Raw genomic sequence first — 16,114 nt, forward strand, 5'->3', positions numbered from 1 at the left:
GTGCTCAAGCGAGCGGTTGCACCGAGTTCTCCCAAAGATGCTGCTGTCTCTAGCGGATCCCAGCGCGAGGTGGGTAGGGTCGGTGGCTATGGTTGGCAAACGTGTTCTAGGTAAGAGGTCGCTTCCGGTCGCCGCGGTGTTCATTGCTGGCGCAGGGATGAGTTGTGTTTGCTTGATTTGAATATGGCAGCGTTATTCGCTGCCGTATGAGTGCTTCGGTGGGCACGTTTCGGTGCACGCCGAAGTGTACGAATCCGACGCGTTGTCTCGCGACAACGCGCTGGCGAGTCCCCGGTATTCCGGGAGGGTACGGGCTGATGTGCCTATGGCGGTGTCAGTCTGTGGGTTTGTGCGTGCATGAGCATTGGAGATAGCAAATGAAAGAGCAACTGCTGAAGTTTTGGAATGACGAAGAGGGCGTGACCACGTTGGAATACGCCATTCTGGCTGCTGTGTTGGTGATTGGGGTGTACGGTGCCATTCAGGCGTTCGGTGTCAGTCTGACCGCCCTCTTTAATGACCTCGCAAGCAAAGTGTAGTAACGCACTTACTAGCAGGGTGTGGGTTCAGCACTCATGATGTGCTTGCTGAGTGCACCTGCTTCAGCACCGCGCCCCCCCGCCTGCAACCAGCGGCGCACGCCGCTGGCCAGCGGCACATCGTCAAGGTAAACATAGGGGTCCAGCATTGTCAGTAGGAGATTGGTTGTGGTGGCTGTTATTCGTGCTGTGGAATCTCTCCGTCACGTTCTCCGATTGGCATCGTCGAAAAATTCCAAATCCTTTGATCGTGGTGGCAGCAGGCTTGCAGTTGTTGTGGGCCGGCAGCGCCATGCTCGATATCGGCTGGCGATTTCCACCGTTGTGGCCCGGCTGGACCATGAGCATGCTGGGGATGTTGGCTGCATTCCTGTTTCTGCCGCTATGGACGCGCCGGGTAATGGGCGCGGGCGACATCAAGCTCATGGCCGTCTACGGTCTGATGTTTGGCCCCATCGGTCTGGCATGGATCATCGCGGCGGGGAGCCTGCTCGCAGGCTTGCACGGCGTGCTATTTATCACTATCAGCCGTGTTTGGACTCTGCCCGAAAAACTTCGGCACATCCCGTATGGCGCCTATCTGGCGCTCGGCGCCATGAGCGTGGCGCCTACGTGCTTGAGTTCGCTCTGACCTTCATGGCGTTGTTCTTCGTGCTCTATTTGGGCGTGACCTATGGCTTGATCATGATGGCGCAGCAGTCCTTGAACCTTGCCGCGCACGATGGCGCGCGCAAGGCGTTGCAGTGGCAAGGCGGTGCCAATCATATGCAGTTGCGTGCCAATGAGGCATTGGCAACGGTACAGGCGCACGCCGACTGGATCCGCGACGTATCGGGCGCGCCTTTGGATGTCGTCGTATGCGGTAAAGACGGCAGACTGAGTTCGGCCGGAGACCTTACGTGCAGTGGCGAGACGCCAGCTTCCGATGAGCTGGTGGTTCTGGTGCGTTATCGATATGGCGCGCACCCCTTGGCGCCAAAGCTGGCATTCATCGCCGACGCTTTGCTCCCCGCTACTCTGACCGCACGCGTGCCGGTGCGCTTGAGCGACCTGGGGGCCAGCTAGGGTGCAGCATTTGCCTTCGTATTTGCATCGACCCTGTAGACGGTCCCAACGTGGCGTGGCCGCCATGGAATTTGCCCTGGTGGTGACCACGCTCGTCCTCATCGTGACGGCACTCATAGGATATGGCGCGCTCTTCTGGGCAAAACAGCATTTGTCGGCAGCGGCAGGCGAGGGCGCGCGGGCCGGACTGCATGCCAGCTATTCGGGCCGAGACAACGTGCAGGCCGCTTCATGCGAGGTGGCAGCCAACGTTTTCGGCACAGCATCGGCGGTTCAATGCACGGCGACGCCGCAGCCATGTCAGTGGCTTGGTGCCGGTGGCATGGTGGCCGAGTGCATCGCGGTCGCGTTGAGCTATGACGTCGCACAGTGGCCCATGCTGGAATCATTCAAGCAGTTGTTGAGGTTCGCCGCCGGTGAACACGCCGAATCATGGATTCCTTCTCGACTAGTCGCCCGCGCGATCATTCAAATTAAACAGGACCCCCTATGACTGGTGTCAGCAGAATCTTTGCGGCAATTTTATTGATAGCAGGTGTTGTCCTTGCAGCCCTGGCTTATTACCTCGTGCGTCGTCCCGCGCCGCCTCCCGTCGCCGCGCCGGCACCCGTGGCACAGGCCGCAGCGGCTCCGGTAGAGCCGCCCGTACCGCAAGCGAAGTATCCCGTCGTATTGGCCGCCACCGACATCCAGGCCGGCACACGACTGGAGCCGGATATGTTAAAGGTCGAACAGTGGCCCGTAGCATTGTCCCAAGGTTATGCGCAGCCCGAAGCGTTGGCCGGCGAAGTCGCAAGGCTGGATATTGCCGCCGGCGAGCCCGTGACCAATCAGTTGTTGGCCCAGGGTCTGTCCAAGCAGCTGCGTTCCGGAGAGCGCGCGGTAGCCGTGCCAGTCGACGAAGTCTCCGGCGCGGGCAATCGCGTGATGCCCGGCGATCTCGTGGACGTCTTCTTTGCGTTGAAGAAAAGCGACGAGGTAGCCGGCTCACAAGTTCGCTTACTGCAGTCCCGTGTGCGCGTGCTGGCGTATGGCGCGCAGACTGTGGACGGCCCGCCCGCCACGGATGCCAAGTCGCAGCAGCGCGGCGCACAGACGCAAACCCAAACCCAGGCCCGCTCGGCGATCCTGGCCGTACCGGTCAGTGACGTCAATGAACTGATGCTGGCCAGTAAATCGGGCCAGTTGCAGCTGGCGCTGCGATCCCCCGTAGACGACGAGGTTCCGGATCGCCAGTTGTTCGTTGCCCGCCAACCCGTCATGCCTACGGTGGCAGGTCTGACAGCCGAGCAGCGTGACCAGCTAAACAGCGGTGTGAACCGCGCATACGCCGGCGAAAGCCTGGCGCAGCTGGATCGCCCCGCTGAGGAACCCGCGAAACGCCAGGCGGCGCGTAGCGGTGGCACGGGACGAACGATAGAAATCGTGCGCGGCGACAGCACTCAGCATGTGCGGTACTGATCAGTTTCCCTTCCGACTCTCTGCAATATCCATCTCCAGGTTGATTCGAATGAAACGCGGCGCGCAGTTTTTGGTAGTTTGTTCGATGCTAAGTGCAGCAGGCACTCTTTTTGCCGACGCGGCGCACGCGCAGAGTTCACCCACGACCACGGCGGTGGCCGCCGCATCTAACGATATCGCGGTGCCCTTAAAGGGTCAGCATCTGCTGCCCTTGCAAGGACGACCCACCCGTATCGCCGTGGCCGATCCTAGTGTGGCCGATGTAAAAATCCTGCCCGCCTCGGCCGGCCGTCCCGCAGCCGTCTTGTTGATCGGCAAACAGCCCGGTACAACGCAAGTCCAAATATGGGCAGCCAATAGCCGTGAGGCCTTGAAATGGACCGTACGCGTAGGCGGCGCCGTGCAAAGCGCGATGTCCACGCGCGGGGTGGCAACGGATACACATATCGACGTTGCGGGCCAGCATGCGCTAGTGTCGGGGCATGCCGAGTCCGCCTTGGATCATCAGCGCGCCGTGAAGGCGGCCGGCGCCACGGTGGGCGATGCGAATGTCGTTGACGTGGCAACAATAGGTACGGGCGGCGTCGTGCAGGTCGAGGTGAAAGTCGTCGAGGTATCCCGCACCGCGTTGAAACAGGTCGGTCTTAGCATGTCGGGCACGGCAGGGGGATGGAGTCTGGGATCGTCTACTGCACCGGATAATATGGCGCTCGCCGGATCGTTAGCCAGCGGTATCGGCAGTGGTTTCAGCGCCATGTTCAACTCCAACCATTTTTCTTCGTCGCTGCGTCTACTGCAAAGCAACGGCATGGCGCGCGTACTAGCGGAGCCCACCCTAGTGGCCCTAAGCGGCCAGAGCGCGAGCTTTCTTGCTGGCGGCGAGATCCCTATCCCGGTGGCAGCAGGCCTGGGTACCCAGACCGTGGAGTTCAAGCCATTCGGGATAGGCCTGAGCGTCACGCCGACTGTGCTATCCAAAGACCGCATTGCGTTGAAAGTGGCTCCTGAGGCCAGCGAACTGGACTATGGCAACGGCATTGCGATCATGAACGATTCGGGGTCTACGCTGATCCCCGCGATCCGTACGCGCCGTGCCGACACGATGGTCGAATTGGGCGACGGGGAAAGCTTTCTCATCAGCGGATTGGTATCTCGCCAAACCAAGGCCGCGGTAAACAAGGTGCCTTTCCTCGGGGAACTGCCCATCATCGGCGCGTTCTTCCGCGGCATGGAGTATTCGCAAGAAGAGCGCGAGCTCGTGATCCTGGTCACGCCGCGTCTGGTCAGACCGATAGCGCGAGGCGTCAATCTGCCATTGCCCGGTGAACAGCAAGAGCGGCCGGACACGATGACTAACGCGTGGGGCTATTACATGCTGGGGCCCGTTAGCGGCCAACAGGCACCAGGATTCTCGCGCTAAGTTTGCGGCGAAATAGTGATGACCAACGGCTTAGACGCGACAAACCCCATGCAGCGGCATTCGCCAGCGGACGCGGGCTCGGTGAACGGCGATCAGCTTCTCTTTTTCTCGGATAACCGTGATCTGGCCCACGCGCTTGCCCGGGCCCTGGACGGACTGGGGGCCTTGATTCGAGAGGCGCCGTCCAGAGACGATGTGGCGCGCGTGATCGCGCAATCGCGGCCACGACTCCTGTTTTTGGACTTCGCCTGCGACCGGGGCGATACTGACAAATGGACGCGGGCCGCCGAATTGGCGCGTACGCTCGCGCAGATCGCGCCCGACGTGCCTCGCATCGCCGTTGGCTCATTGTCTCGGCCCGAGGGTGCCATCGCGGCATTGCGTGCCGGTGTGGCGGACTTTGTTGACCCGCTAGCCGCGCCGCAAGAAGTCCGGGACGCCGCTGAGTGCTTGCTGAAAACGTCGTCCTCTGCCGACAGAGCAGGAAAGACTTGCCGCGATGTGCTGCTGTTGGGCGCACGTCCGGGCGTGGGTGTGAGCACCCTGGCTGCGCATCTGTCGGCCTTGGTACAAGCCAGCCACACGCAGGCAGTCCGAAAGCAGAAGAGCGATGGAGCGCAAGACGGTGATCCGCCTGCCGCAACGACGCTGCATTCGAGCACTGCTTTGTTGGATCTGGGATGGCCGATTGGCGACGCACAACTCTATGTGAACGTGACAGGCGGATTTGATTTCGCCGAAGCGGTGCGTAATCTGCAGCGCTTGGACGCGACCTTGCTTAGTTCTGCCATGGCGCATACGAATGATGGGCTCAGCGTCATGGCCTTGCCGCCTGACCCTATGCAAATGAATCCGCTGTCCCAAACGGATTCGCTGCGAGCCTTCGAACGTCTGCAACAGCATTTCGACGTGATCGTCACGGATGCTGGCGGTTTTCCGAACCTCGAGTTCGTCGCCGGTTTGGCGCGATCGACCCAGCATATCTGGATCGTCACCGATCAGAGCGTGAGTGCATTAGTCAGTCTGGCTACGCTGCTGGAGGATCTGGAACGCCAGCACATCGCCCGCGACGCGTTAAAGCTTGTCGTTAACCGCTACGACGAACGTTACGGCATGACGGCACAGCAAATCGCTGATCGTTTTGGCATCGCGCTGCAGGCCGTGCTGCCTGATCGCAGCTTGGCGTTGATGAAGTGCATGAATCAAGGGCGTCTGCTGCATCTGGATGCCGAGCGCGATCCGTATGTGCGCGGCGTCAGGGCGCTCGCCACTCAGTTGACGGCGGGCGGTTCAACAGCACAGACCCGCGCAATGGCACCGCTAGCAGATTGGGCTACGGGTCTCTTTCGTCGGCGTAATTCGTCAACGTAAGCCCAGAGATATGCCCATGCCCACCGTATCGAAAAGGACCTGACATGATCATGACGGCCCCGATTCAATTCAGCGCCGAGGTGGACCAAAGCTTTGTCCGGTCGGCACGCTACCAAGAGGTAAAGAGCGACGCCTATGAGCATCTGCTCTCGCGCATCGAAGAGCTGGGTGCGGAGTTCGGACGTTGGACGAGAGAGACCATTCAGGACTTCGTCCAAACCGAGGTTGCTTCCTTTGCGCGAACACGGCGCGTCGCCATCAACGAAGGCGAGATGCGCCATATCGGCGCGGCGTTGACAAAGGAGTTGGCGGGTCTAGGGCCGCTAGAGGACTTGCTGGCCGATCCGGGCGTCGAAGACATATTGATCAACGGCTATGACAATGTGTTCGTCTCGCGCGGAGGCAGGCTGGCGCGCGAGGTCTTGGAGTTTTCCGATAATCAGCACGTCTTGCGCATTGTCCGCCGCATTCTCGCACCCATGGGGCGACGGCTGGACGAGTCCAACCCTATGGTGGATGCCCGCCTGCCCGATGGTGGGCGGTTGAATGCCGTCATCGAGCCGCTAGCTGTCGACGGCCCCATGGTGTCGATACGGAAGTTCCGCAAAGATCCGCTCAAGCCCTCTGATTTGCTTGCACTAGGCAGCTTCAATGACGATGTCTACCAGTTGCTGCAAACCGCGGTGGAGAATCGCTGCAATATCCTCGTGTCAGGCGGCACCAGCTCTGGTAAGACTTCCCTGCTCAATGCCCTGGCGTACTTTATTCCTCATCATGAGCGCGTCGTGACCGTCGAGGACACGGCGGAGTTGTCGCTTAACCATCCCCACGTGGTCCGGCTGGAGGCGCGTCAGGGAGGATTCGACGGCGCGGGACAGGTGACGATACGCGACCTCATTCGCAACAGCTTGCGCATGCGGCCCGACCGCGTGGTTGTAGGCGAAGTGCGTGGCGCGGAAGTCATGGACATGTTGCAAGCGATGAACACCGGCCACGAAGGATCGATGGCGACCATCCATGCCAACTCACCGCGTGAATGTCTGTACCGGATCGAAATGCTAGCCGGATTCGCTGGTTTTCAAGGCAGCGAAGACAGTCTCAGGCGGCAAATCGCCAGCGCCTTGGATTTCATCGTCCAGGTTGGCCGGTTGCCCAACGGCAAGCGACGCGTGTTGTCCGTCACCGAGGTGACTGGTATGGGCGATACCGTCATCGCGACTCAAGAGCTCTACCGGCATGAGGAGGTCGTGTCAGCGGATGGGCAAGAGCAGGACGCCTGGGTGTGGTCGGGCGTGCATCCCCATAGCGCCAAATTAGGCAAATGGCGCGAAGCCATGCGGGCGAAGGCGGTGGCCGAAGACGACGCTCACTATAGCGGTGGGTTCTGGGGCAGGAGGCGCTGATCATGTTGATAGGCATTCTGTACGCGCTTGCGCTCGTTCTGGTGCTGTTCGCCCTGCTGCTATGGCAACGTGCGCAGCGCCAGCAACGTCGACAAGATAGCGCGGCTTTCCTTAACGGCCGCATACAGCGTGTCCCAACGGCGGATAACGAACGGACGCGAAACGTGTCTGCGCAGCCGGGTTTACGTACGGGTGTAGAGCGTTGGGATACCCAGTTGCGCTGCGCGGGCATCAAGCCCACACCAGCCTTTTATACGGCGCTCTGCGCGGTGTTATTCGGAGGCGTCGCTATTGCGCTGCTTCTGGGCGGTGTCATATCCGCGATTGCCGCGGCGATACTGATCAGTGTGACGATGTACTTTGGTATTTGGCTCCGAGCGAGCAAGCGCCGCGCGCGCATGTTCGATCAACTGCCAGAGATGCTCGACAACATGGTCCGCATGATAACCATCGGCCATAGCATGTCAGCAGCATTCCAGAGCGCAGCCATGGCGACTGCCGAGCCGTTGCGGGAAGTGGTCGAGAGAGCCGCGCATCTTAGCCGCACGTCCCAAGAACTCGACGCCGCGCTAACCACCGTGGCCCGGCTGTATGACTTCGAAGAGCTTCACCTGCTTGCCTCCGTCGTCAGAGTGGCGCAGAAATACGGCGGCCGCAGCGACGTTGTGCTGGAACGCATCGCCGCCTTCATGCGCGATCTGGCTCAGGCGCGTGCGGAACTGGTTGCGGCCTCGGCAGAAATCCGATTGTCGGCATGGGTGCTGGCGCTGATGCCCTTGGGCATTGCTTGCTACATCATGATTACCAATAACGCGATGTTCATGGGGATGTGGAACGACGAGGTCGGTTTCAAGATGCTCATGATGGCGGCGGCCCTGCAGGCGGGCGGCTCGTTCTGGCTCTATCGCATGACCAAGTCGATTTGAGGAAGCGAGTATGGATTCGCTCACCACATTCACCCCTGCACAACTGATGGCCGCCGCCTTGGTTTTAATCGCCATCGCGTGCGTGCTCATCGGCGCGCACATGATGACTCGCTTGCGCGCCCAGTCGCGCACGGTCGCCGTCGTGGACCGCACGCTCGCCGCGCGCGGACCCGCGCAGCCCGATGCAAAAGAACCGGCGAACCCGCTGAGCTCACTGGCGCAGGGTACGGACGCATTGGGTAAGCGGCTTGGGTCAGGCAGTCTGGCCGAATCGCTCCTGCCGGCCGAAGACAACAAACTGTTAGAGCTCGCCGGCTATCCCAATATTGGCATCGCCCGCGCCCGCTACGTCGTACTGCGCTTTGGACTCGCGATACTGCTGCCTTTGACTGCCGTGGTAGTGCGCGTCACCTGGTTCGGTGCGGCATCATGGTTCGCCATTGTCACGACGCTGGTGCTGGGGTTCGCGATCGGCTACCTCTTGCCCAAATGGCTGTTAACCCGACGGGTCAAGGCGCGCAAGGAACAGGCTGGCAAAGAACTGTCGCTTTTTATCGATTTGCTCCGCCTACTACAAGGGGTGGGCTTATCGGTCGATCAAAGCCTGCAAGTCATCATCAAGGACTTTGCTAGTGTGTTGCCGGTGCTGTCGCATGAATTCTCCGCCGCCTGTGCCATCTATGCCCGTGGGCGCACGCGTGAACAATCTTTCTCACGTCTGATTCAGGATTTCGGTAATGACGATATCGCTGCGATCTGTCGATTGATTGAACAAGTGGACCGACATGGTGGCGCGGTACAAGAGCCGTTGAATCGGTTCTCACAACGGATCAGAGACAAGCGCCGCTTCGAGCTGAAAGAGCGCATCGGCCGTCTGACGGTCAAGATGACAGGCGTCATGATCGTCACGCTTATGCCCGCATTGTTGATTGTGACGGGCGGTATGGGATTCCTGGCCGTCATCAGAGGGCTATCGCGTATGGCAGGGGGAAATTAATGATCCGAGCATGTAGTGGCGCGGCAGCGTGGTGTCTGTTGAGCTTGACCGTGTTAGCGGGGTGTCAAAGCTCGAATACGCAGTCCGCGTGGTCGCTGATTAAAGAGCAGCAAGAGCAGCAGGCACTCATGCAGCAGGCCGAGGAAGACGCTCACGCCAAGCGTCAGCCCACCGAGCCGCAGATTGCCTTGTCCATCATCCGCGAGGCGCAGCGTCAAGGCAAAGACTTTGCCGCACTCGCGTATATCGATGCTTATGAGCAGCAATTCGGTGCGGGGGCTGAGCTTGCCATCCTTCAAGCGGATTCGCTCAGGCGTACCGGACAAATCGAGAAGAGCGAGGCGGTATATCGCAGACTGATCACCAGTGCACAGGCTGCGCAGGCGTGGCATGGGCTGGGTTTGCTTGCCGGCGCGCGCGGTGATTATGTCCAGGCGGTACAGAACCTGGAGCGTGCCACGCGATTGGCTCCGACCAACGCCCAAATGTTGGGCGACTTGGGTTATGCGTATCTGCTGGGGGCCGACACAGCGGGTGCGCGCGTGCCACTTGGCAAGGCCGCCGAGCTCGAACCCACCAATGGAAAAGTCCTGGCCAATATGGCGTTGCTCTTGGTGCTGGATGGTAATACCGGTCAAGCGCAGCAGTTGATGGAGAGGGCGCAGCTGGATTCGGCGGCGCGTGCCGCGGTCTTCGAGCAAGCCGCCCAGATCCATCAACGAACACGCGCCCAGGCCGCGCTGATCGCGACGTCTCCAGCTGGCGCCTCCAATGTCGCGTCGGTGAAGGTTACCCGCTCCGATGCTGGCCATATCTCTGGGCCTATGCTGCAGCCCGTCATGGAACGCATGGTGCCCTCATCGTCGATGCAATAAAGCCGGTGACCGCGTCATCATTCTTCAACTCTCGAAAGCACCCACTATGTCCCGCTCCTTATCTGGTTTGTTCCTGGTCTTGATCTCCATGCTGGCCGGGCCCGTGGCTGCGCAAACGCATGCCCCACTCGTGGATAACGACGTGAATCGCCGAGCCATTCCAGTGGTGGATCTGGCGGCCGCGCCATCTCCGGCTCCCGCCGAGAATGCCGCTGTTTTAGGGTCGCAGCCCGATGCCGTGGCCGCTTCAAGCGCGAGCACGGCAGTATCCGCCACGCGCCAGGGGTTTGGCGACGCGACGCGGAACCTGATCACGATGCAGGCTGAAGGTCGCGCGGCAGGCGCTGAACTTCCCATGCTCGGGCCAGTTTCCACGGCGTCCTGGAATCGCTACCTGGGCAGCTTCTCCATGCCCATCCCGCAATGGTTTGCCGAGAAGGTAAAGACCGAACAATAGGCCTTGGTCATTCGTCATTGAGCTGGGCGCGACGCGCGCTGCCTCCTGGATCCTCATGAAACCGTATCCGCACCCTATCTTCGCGCAGCCATCGCAGCGTGGCTCGATTCTGGTATCGGCTGTGTTTGCGATTCTGATCTGCCTGGCGGTCCTGATGTCTGCCCAGATCGGCTATCTGTACTACATGAAGCGCGAACTCCAGAAGGCCGCCGATCTGTCTGCCTTGTCGGCGGTGCAAGTGTTAGCGCCCACCGGATCCGCCGCCGATTGTGCGCCAGGGGCCAGCGTTTTTTTGGCCGCGCGGGCGAGCGCGAGCGAGAACGGTCAATCATTTATGGACGCAGTCACGCCCGCTGACGTGACGGTGCGATGCGTGGTGTGGGATCCCAAACGCACTCAGGCCGACGGTTCACATGTCTTCGAGCCGGGTCCGGGCGAACGGGTCAACGCGGTTCAGGTCCGCATCGATAAATCACTCAGCTCGCTTTTCCCTAGCGTGATATCCGGCTGGATGGGAGGCGCGCAGGCCAGCGTGGTCGCCACGGCCGCTTCCACAGATCCCATCGCGGCGTTCTCCGTCGGCTCTCGCCTGCTGCGCTTGGGGTCAAACGGCCTTGTCGGCAAACTGTTGGCCTCGCTGGGCGCGACGCCGCAACAACTCACCGTATTGGACTCCGCAGGTCTGCTGAACCTCAACATCACGCCATCAGGTCTGCTGAAAGAGCTCAATCTGCCCTTGTCGGCATTGGCAGGGGTTGGCACACCCGAGCAGTTGGCGTCATTGGAATCGGTGAAGCTCGGCGCGCTGCTTAACGCCACGTTGGCGCTGGTCGAGCGCGGCAGCGGAACGGCCCAGGCACAGGTCGGACTGCTCGCCGATATGGTCAATGTGCTGCTCGCAGTCGCGCCCGTGAACGCGGATATCAAACTGTTTGGCGACGGCGGTCTATTCGATGTGGATTTGGCAACCGACGCACAAGCGGCATTGCTGGCCGACATTGGAGTCGCCAGTATTCTCCAGACCGGCTTGATGATTGCGAATGGAGACAACCTGATCGATTTAGGCCTCGATGTACCGCTGCTTGGCGTAACCAGCAAGGTGCGCGTGGTCGAGCCGCCGGCGATTCGGATCGGTGGCGTGGGCACGTCGGCGAGTACCGCAGGCATCCGTGTATATCTGTACGCAGATACTGGGAACATTCCCTTTTTCGGCCAAGTGTTGGGCGCGATGAAGACACATGTGCGTCTGCCATTGATCCTGGAAATAGGGCAATCCGAGGCCAAACTGACCAGCGTGTGCGAAGCCCCGCTGGCCCCGCAACAGGCCGTGCTGAAGGTGAAGTCATCCGTCGCCAATGTATGCCTGGGTAAGTTCCAGAACATGTCATCCATTGACGATTTTTTCTCGGCAGACAATGCATGTGTCGAAGAAACCTTCACCTCGGTTCAGCCCTTCGAAATTTTGAATGTGCTCGGGATTCTTCCCATTAAGAGTCACATTGCTTTGCCAGTTTTCCGCGAGGGGCAGGGCGTGCCAGTTACGTTAACGGCACCTCCATCGGAGGATTCAACCGCCACGGTAGCTGCAACGAACATCGATCTGACCGAATTAAGCAAAGACGTTGCAGACGCGGTAGTCGCAGGCGTATTGGGTGATCTAACCGGCCGAAAAGAGGAAATCCCTCAGGACAAAGCGAAGGACATTGCTAAAGGTCTGGTCGGCAGTGAAGGGCTGGGCCGATCCATCTCCGATGTCATCAACAACTTGAATTGGTCTACGCAGGAAATGAACAGGCTGGGAGAGCGCGTGAAGAATGGTGGCTTAGTGGGCTTCCTGGGCAGCACGCTCACCGTCGTGGGCAACGTACTGGACACGGTTCTCGGCGTCACCGCCGACACGGTGTGCCTGTTGGGAATGACCACAGACAACATCCGCAACTGCCGCATCAACGGCGTGACAACCCTGGGTCTGACGGGCACCAACGCCTTTAGCGGCCTGCTCAACGTTGTCTTCGCGCTGCTGCAGCCGCTACTTGACCCACTTTCCTTACTCGTGCAGAAGCTGCTCGCCCTGCTGGGCGTGAACCTGGGCGAGGCCGACGTATCGCTCCTATCCGTTGATTGCGGCAAACCTCGGCTCGTGTATTGATCACGTTCATCATGTCGAACGAACCGCGCCATCGCCACTTTTATTCTCGGCACCGATCGCCAAGCCAAGCCGCACAGTTCAATACCATGCCATCTTCGTCATTAACTGTTAAATTCTCGCGTCATCATTTTTGGGAGGTTGCATGACTCTTCGTAAACTTCATCGCGCCGCGCGTAGCGCCACGGTGATCGCAGCATTGTTTACGCTGGCCGCATGCGCCGCCATCACCCCGCAGGACCGCCAGGCCGTGGCCGAGCAAAGCACTCCGGTGCAAACGCCTGCCCAGCTCGAGGCATCCAGCGCACCGGCCGCATCAATCAGCTCTACCGCCGATGCGCTGCGATCACTCATCGAAAGCCGACAGGTCGTCGAACTGCGCACCACGTACAACGGCACCTATGGCGCGAGCCTGCTATTCAAGCCCGAGGATCTCGTCTACTACGTCGCCTTATTCCAGCAAAAGGATTTCTGGCGAGTCGTGCAGACACTGTCGGAAAGCCAGGCGGAAGCGATGTACCGTGCATTCAGCCAACAGTCCGCCGAACTGGCAGAAGTCGAGATTGCGCGCATCAAGCTGCAGGCCGAATACGCTCAATCCGAACGTCTCTTGACCATCCGCAATCAAGAGCTCGCTGTACTCCGCGCGGATCAGGCCTTGCGCGATCAACAAGCCCAGCAAGTCGCCGCCCGTCAGGAAGAGGCTCGCCAACAAGCGACGGCTTTATCCGCGCAAGAGGAACAGCTGCGTAATGAACTGGCCGTTATGCAGCGCCAAATCGAAGTATTACGCGCTCAACAGGCGGAGCTCAATCTGGCGAAAGAAGTGCAATCGGATCTACTGCGTCGCTGAGGCTGATAGCCAGGGCAGGCATGGCGTCCCGATGACGCCGGCCGCGCCCTGCTACTGCAACCGATCGTCGTTGAGAAAATCCGGCAGCGCCATGATCTCGATGCCTTCTTCGGTCAAGGCAGCTCGCTCCTCGGCCGTTGCCGTGCCGCGTATCGGGCGTTCGTCGGCTTCGCCGGACTGAATGCGCCGAGCCTCTTCGGCAAACGCCGGGCCGACATCTTCGGTATTGCGGATAATGCGCCGCATCTCTTGCAAGACCGCTGCTTGTATACGCGCGATAGCCTCATGGTCGGCGCTGGCGACGGCAGTTTCCGTCGAGCGCGCAGGCGCGGCAGCAGGGGGATTGGCCGCAACGGCATTGGCCTGCGACGAGGGCTCACGCAGGTGGGACACGTTCAAATGCGGCGCCGACAATTTCTTGGTGATATTGGCGGAATCGCACACCGGACACGTGAGCAGCCCACGCGCTTGCTGCGCGTCATAGTCTTCATGCGAACTAAACCAGCCCTCGAAAAGGTGGCCTTGATCACACTGCAGGTCGAATACTTTGAGTGCCATGACGATAAGGTTAGCCCGATAGTAAAACGGCGCCCGCAGGCGCCGTCCTGGAACTGCCGCCGACATCGCGGCAGCCCGGGCGAGTCAATTAGTTGACGCGGCTGCGGTACTCGTGCGTGCGCGTGTCGATCTCGATCTTGTCGCCGATGGCGCAGAACAGCGGCACGTTCAGCTCGAAGCCCGTGTTGATCTTGGCGGGCTTGAGCACCTTGCCCGAGGTGTCGCCACGAACGGCCGGCTCGGTGTAGGTGATTTCACGAACCAGGATGGTGGGCAGTTCGACGGAAATCGCGCGGCCGTCATAGAAGACGACTTCCACCGGCATGCCTTCTTCCAGGTAGTGCAGGGCATCGCCCATGCTCTCGGCTTCGATTTCGTACTGGTTGTACTCTTCGTCCATGAAGACGTACATCGGATCGGCGAAGTAGGAATACGTGCATTCCTTGCGATCGAGCACGACCACGTCGAATTTTTCGTCGGCCTTGTAAACCGATTCGCTGCCCGAGGCGGTCAAGAGGTTCTTGAACTTCAGCTTGACGACGGCGGCGTTACGGCCAGACTTGTTGTATTCAGCTTTTTGAACAACGAGGGGGTCCTTGCCGACCATGACCACGTTGCCGACTCGCAATTCCTGAGCGGTTTTCATTGATTAAAAACTCCGGGTGTTAAAGCGCACTCGCCGTGCTTGCGCGCAGAATGTCCGGTCTAGCGGACCCTACGTGCCCCGGGAGGCTGTCAAAATGAGACCTGCATAGCGCTGAAGCGCGAGGCAAAGGAACTCGGAAAACTCTCTATTCTAGCGTTTCTTGAGCTTTTCTGCGCAAAAAAAGGCCAAACTGTCCGCCAGGTCGCGCCGCGAGGCCTGCTCGGCATCCCAGCGACGGGCGGCCGCCTGCCAGGCGGACCAGGCAGGTTCTCGCAGGGCAGCGCGTAACGCGGCGCTGAAATCCGAGTCTGCCGCAGTGCAGGCATCCGCTCGATCCGGCGCCGTATCCCGCGCCGTCGCGACGCCATCGTCGCTGGAAAAAGCGTCCGGCGCCCGATTCCACGCACGGATCAACGCCTGCGCCTCGGCCGGCCCCGGATAGCGAGCTAGCCACGCCTGCAGCTTGTCCAGGTGCGCGTCTTCATCCTGTGCATAGATTTGCCACACCAGCGGCCGCGCCGCCCAAGCCGCGCGTACGAACGAGTCCTCGCCGCGCACGAAATTCAGGTCCGCGCACCACAGCAGGCGGTCGAAGTCGGGCTGCGCGACGAACGGCACGCGCGCGATTCGCAGATGCGCGCCTGCATGCGCACGGCCAGCCGTCCTGGCCGCACGCAGCGTTTCCTCAAGCCCCGGCGCAACCCCTTCGGGCACCAGCAGCAGCGAAGGCCGCTCATCGTCCAATAATCCGCGCACCAGCGCATTCACCGGCGCATAGGGATAGCAAAACAGCGACACGAGCCGCGCACCGCCATGCCAATGGCCCAACGCATCCGCTTTTACCGCCAACGTCTCGCTTAAAAACCGGGCCTGCGCTTCCCGCGAAGCCTGCATCTCGTCGCGCTGCGCGCTCAACCCAGGCTCACGCAGCAACCCTCCCGTGCCCTTGGTGAAGCCGGGAAAGAAAAAGTGCTTCACCAGCCCGTCGGCCTGCATCGACGGCAGGCCGTGGCAGCTTTCCACCCAGGACTCGGCGCTCAGATATTCCAGGTTCAACCAGACGGGCTGCCGATCGCCCGATTGCACCTGCGCCCGCATTGCTTGCACAAACGCGGCGGGCGGATCACAGGCAAACGCCTCGATCACCACGTCGCCGGGTATTACCCCAGCTAAGTCATCGTCTTGCGTCCAATGCAAAATGTCGACGCCCTCGACCGTCTGCCACGTCTGGTCGCTCGACACTCCCGGCTGAATCCGCGCGAATGCCCGTAGTTCGTCCACCCACAGCCGCACCTGCCAACCATGACCGTGCGCCAGCCGTCGCGCCAGCCGCCAGCACACACCGATATCGCCATAGTTATCGACGACCCGGCAGAAAATATCGGCGCGCACAGGAT

The 16,114-nt window shown here is 60.5% G+C and carries 17 protein-coding genes; 14 read left to right on the plus strand and 3 right to left on the minus strand.

Translation table 11 applies throughout. The annotated features are described in order from the left end of the window. Nucleotides 1–377: 377 nt before the first annotated feature. From GOQ28_RS12640 to GOQ28_RS12705, 14 genes are all read left to right on the plus strand, one after another. On the plus strand, nucleotides 378–539 hold the full coding sequence (locus tag GOQ28_RS12640) for a Flp family type IVb pilin (RefSeq protein ID WP_160356697.1): 162 nt from the start codon (nucleotides 378–380) through the stop codon (nucleotides 537–539). A 166-nt stretch (nucleotides 540–705) separates the two neighbouring features. After that, entirely contained in the window at nucleotides 706–1,170 is a 465-nt protein-coding gene (locus GOQ28_RS12645) for an A24 family peptidase (protein ID WP_160356698.1), read from the plus strand. Further along, nucleotides 1,152–1,604, plus strand: coding sequence for a TadE family protein (locus GOQ28_RS12650; protein ID WP_336603773.1), 453 nt, complete (start codon nucleotides 1,152–1,154; stop codon nucleotides 1,602–1,604). Before GOQ28_RS12645 ends, GOQ28_RS12650 begins: the two co-directional genes overlap by 19 nt. Before the next feature lie 64 nt (nucleotides 1,605–1,668). Further along, a complete protein-coding gene (locus tag GOQ28_RS12655; protein WP_160349044.1) occupies nucleotides 1,669–2,097 on the plus strand; it encodes a TadE/TadG family type IV pilus assembly protein in 429 nt (142 codons plus the stop codon). Nucleotides 2,098–2,129: 32 nt separating this feature from the next. After that, entirely contained in the window at nucleotides 2,130–3,065 is a 936-nt protein-coding gene (gene cpaB, locus GOQ28_RS12660; RefSeq protein WP_236844330.1) for a Flp pilus assembly protein CpaB, read from the plus strand. A gap of 85 nt (nucleotides 3,066–3,150) precedes the next feature. Beyond that, on the plus strand, nucleotides 3,151–4,485 hold the full coding sequence (locus GOQ28_RS12665) for a type II and III secretion system protein family protein (RefSeq protein ID WP_236844331.1): 1,335 nt from the start codon (nucleotides 3,151–3,153) through the stop codon (nucleotides 4,483–4,485). A gap of 18 nt (nucleotides 4,486–4,503) precedes the next feature. After that, nucleotides 4,504–5,856 (plus strand): pilus assembly protein CpaE, encoded by a 1,353-nt coding sequence (locus tag GOQ28_RS12670; protein WP_236844332.1) that lies wholly within the window; start codon nucleotides 4,504–4,506, stop codon nucleotides 5,854–5,856. Between the two features lie 44 nt (nucleotides 5,857–5,900). Beyond that, a complete protein-coding gene (locus GOQ28_RS12675) occupies nucleotides 5,901–7,259 on the plus strand; it encodes a CpaF family protein (protein ID WP_160356702.1) in 1,359 nt (452 codons plus the stop codon). A 2-nt stretch (nucleotides 7,260–7,261) separates the two neighbouring features. After that, nucleotides 7,262–8,185, plus strand: a complete 924-nt coding sequence (locus GOQ28_RS12680; protein WP_160349048.1) for a type II secretion system F family protein — start codon at nucleotides 7,262–7,264, stop codon at nucleotides 8,183–8,185. A 10-nt stretch (nucleotides 8,186–8,195) separates the two neighbouring features. Next, nucleotides 8,196–9,182, plus strand: coding sequence for a type II secretion system F family protein (locus tag GOQ28_RS12685; protein WP_160356703.1), 987 nt, complete (start codon nucleotides 8,196–8,198; stop codon nucleotides 9,180–9,182). Next, nucleotides 9,182–10,057 (plus strand): tetratricopeptide repeat protein, encoded by an 876-nt coding sequence (locus GOQ28_RS12690; protein WP_160356704.1) that lies wholly within the window; start codon nucleotides 9,182–9,184, stop codon nucleotides 10,055–10,057. The genes GOQ28_RS12685 and GOQ28_RS12690 overlap by 1 nt, the downstream gene beginning before the upstream one ends. 46 nt (nucleotides 10,058–10,103) lie before the next feature. Beyond that, nucleotides 10,104–10,514 (plus strand): DUF3613 domain-containing protein, encoded by a 411-nt coding sequence (locus GOQ28_RS12695; protein WP_160349051.1) that lies wholly within the window; start codon nucleotides 10,104–10,106, stop codon nucleotides 10,512–10,514. Between the two features lie 55 nt (nucleotides 10,515–10,569). Beyond that, a complete protein-coding gene (locus GOQ28_RS12700) occupies nucleotides 10,570–12,663 on the plus strand; it encodes a pilus assembly protein TadG-related protein (protein WP_160356705.1) in 2,094 nt (697 codons plus the stop codon). Between the two features lie 142 nt (nucleotides 12,664–12,805). Next, nucleotides 12,806–13,513 (plus strand): DUF2968 domain-containing protein, encoded by a 708-nt coding sequence (locus GOQ28_RS12705; RefSeq protein WP_160356706.1) that lies wholly within the window; start codon nucleotides 12,806–12,808, stop codon nucleotides 13,511–13,513. A 51-nt stretch (nucleotides 13,514–13,564) separates the two neighbouring features. Here GOQ28_RS12705 and GOQ28_RS12710 read toward each other — a convergent pair whose 3' ends face one another. The 3 genes from GOQ28_RS12710 to earP all read right to left on the minus strand — a co-directional run bounded on the left by GOQ28_RS12710 (nucleotide 13,565) and on the right by earP (nucleotide 16,109). Continuing rightward, nucleotides 13,565–14,071: a DUF1178 family protein gene (locus GOQ28_RS12710; RefSeq protein WP_160349054.1), complete on the minus strand. Its 507-nt coding sequence runs from the start codon at nucleotides 14,069–14,071 to the stop codon at nucleotides 13,565–13,567. Between the two features lie 88 nt (nucleotides 14,072–14,159). Further along, complete coding sequence (gene efp / locus GOQ28_RS12715) at nucleotides 14,160–14,717, minus strand: elongation factor P (protein WP_160349055.1); 558 nt, start codon at nucleotides 14,715–14,717, stop codon at nucleotides 14,160–14,162. A gap of 150 nt (nucleotides 14,718–14,867) precedes the next feature. Continuing rightward, on the minus strand, nucleotides 14,868–16,109 hold the full coding sequence (gene earP, locus GOQ28_RS12720; protein WP_160356707.1) for an elongation factor P maturation arginine rhamnosyltransferase EarP: 1,242 nt from the start codon (nucleotides 16,107–16,109) through the stop codon (nucleotides 14,868–14,870). Nucleotides 16,110–16,114: the final 5 nt, after the last annotated feature.

It is taken from the genome of Bordetella sp. 02P26C-1, assembly GCF_009763255.1.
GTDB lineage: Bacteria > Pseudomonadota > Gammaproteobacteria > Burkholderiales > Burkholderiaceae_B > Bordetella_A.

What these genes read in the sequence shown, in the direction of transcription:
- GOQ28_RS12640 (WP_160356697.1), top strand. Translation starts at nt 378, where the DNA reads ATGAAAGAGCAACTGCTGAAGTTTTGGAATGACGAAGAGGGCGTGACC.
- GOQ28_RS12655 (WP_160349044.1), top strand. Translation starts at nt 1,669, where the DNA reads ATGGAATTTGCCCTGGTGGTGACCACGCTCGTCCTCATCGTGACGGCA.
- GOQ28_RS12665 (WP_236844331.1), top strand. Translation starts at nt 3,151, where the DNA reads ATGCTAAGTGCAGCAGGCACTCTTTTTGCCGACGCGGCGCACGCGCAG.
- GOQ28_RS12670 (WP_236844332.1), top strand. Translation starts at nt 4,504, where the DNA reads ATGACCAACGGCTTAGACGCGACAAACCCCATGCAGCGGCATTCGCCA.
- GOQ28_RS12675 (WP_160356702.1), top strand. Translation starts at nt 5,901, where the DNA reads ATGATCATGACGGCCCCGATTCAATTCAGCGCCGAGGTGGACCAAAGC.
- GOQ28_RS12680 (WP_160349048.1), top strand. Translation starts at nt 7,262, where the DNA reads ATGTTGATAGGCATTCTGTACGCGCTTGCGCTCGTTCTGGTGCTGTTC.
- GOQ28_RS12685 (WP_160356703.1), top strand. Translation starts at nt 8,196, where the DNA reads ATGGATTCGCTCACCACATTCACCCCTGCACAACTGATGGCCGCCGCC.
- GOQ28_RS12690 (WP_160356704.1), top strand. Translation starts at nt 9,182, where the DNA reads ATGATCCGAGCATGTAGTGGCGCGGCAGCGTGGTGTCTGTTGAGCTTG.
- GOQ28_RS12695 (WP_160349051.1), top strand. Translation starts at nt 10,104, where the DNA reads ATGTCCCGCTCCTTATCTGGTTTGTTCCTGGTCTTGATCTCCATGCTG.
- GOQ28_RS12700 (WP_160356705.1), top strand. Translation starts at nt 10,570, where the DNA reads ATGAAACCGTATCCGCACCCTATCTTCGCGCAGCCATCGCAGCGTGGC.
- GOQ28_RS12705 (WP_160356706.1), top strand. Translation starts at nt 12,806, where the DNA reads ATGACTCTTCGTAAACTTCATCGCGCCGCGCGTAGCGCCACGGTGATC.
- GOQ28_RS12710 (WP_160349054.1), bottom strand. Translation starts at nt 14,071, where the DNA reads ATGGCACTCAAAGTATTCGACCTGCAGTGTGATCAAGGCCACCTTTTC.
- efp (WP_160349055.1), bottom strand. Translation starts at nt 14,717, where the DNA reads ATGAAAACCGCTCAGGAATTGCGAGTCGGCAACGTGGTCATGGTCGGC.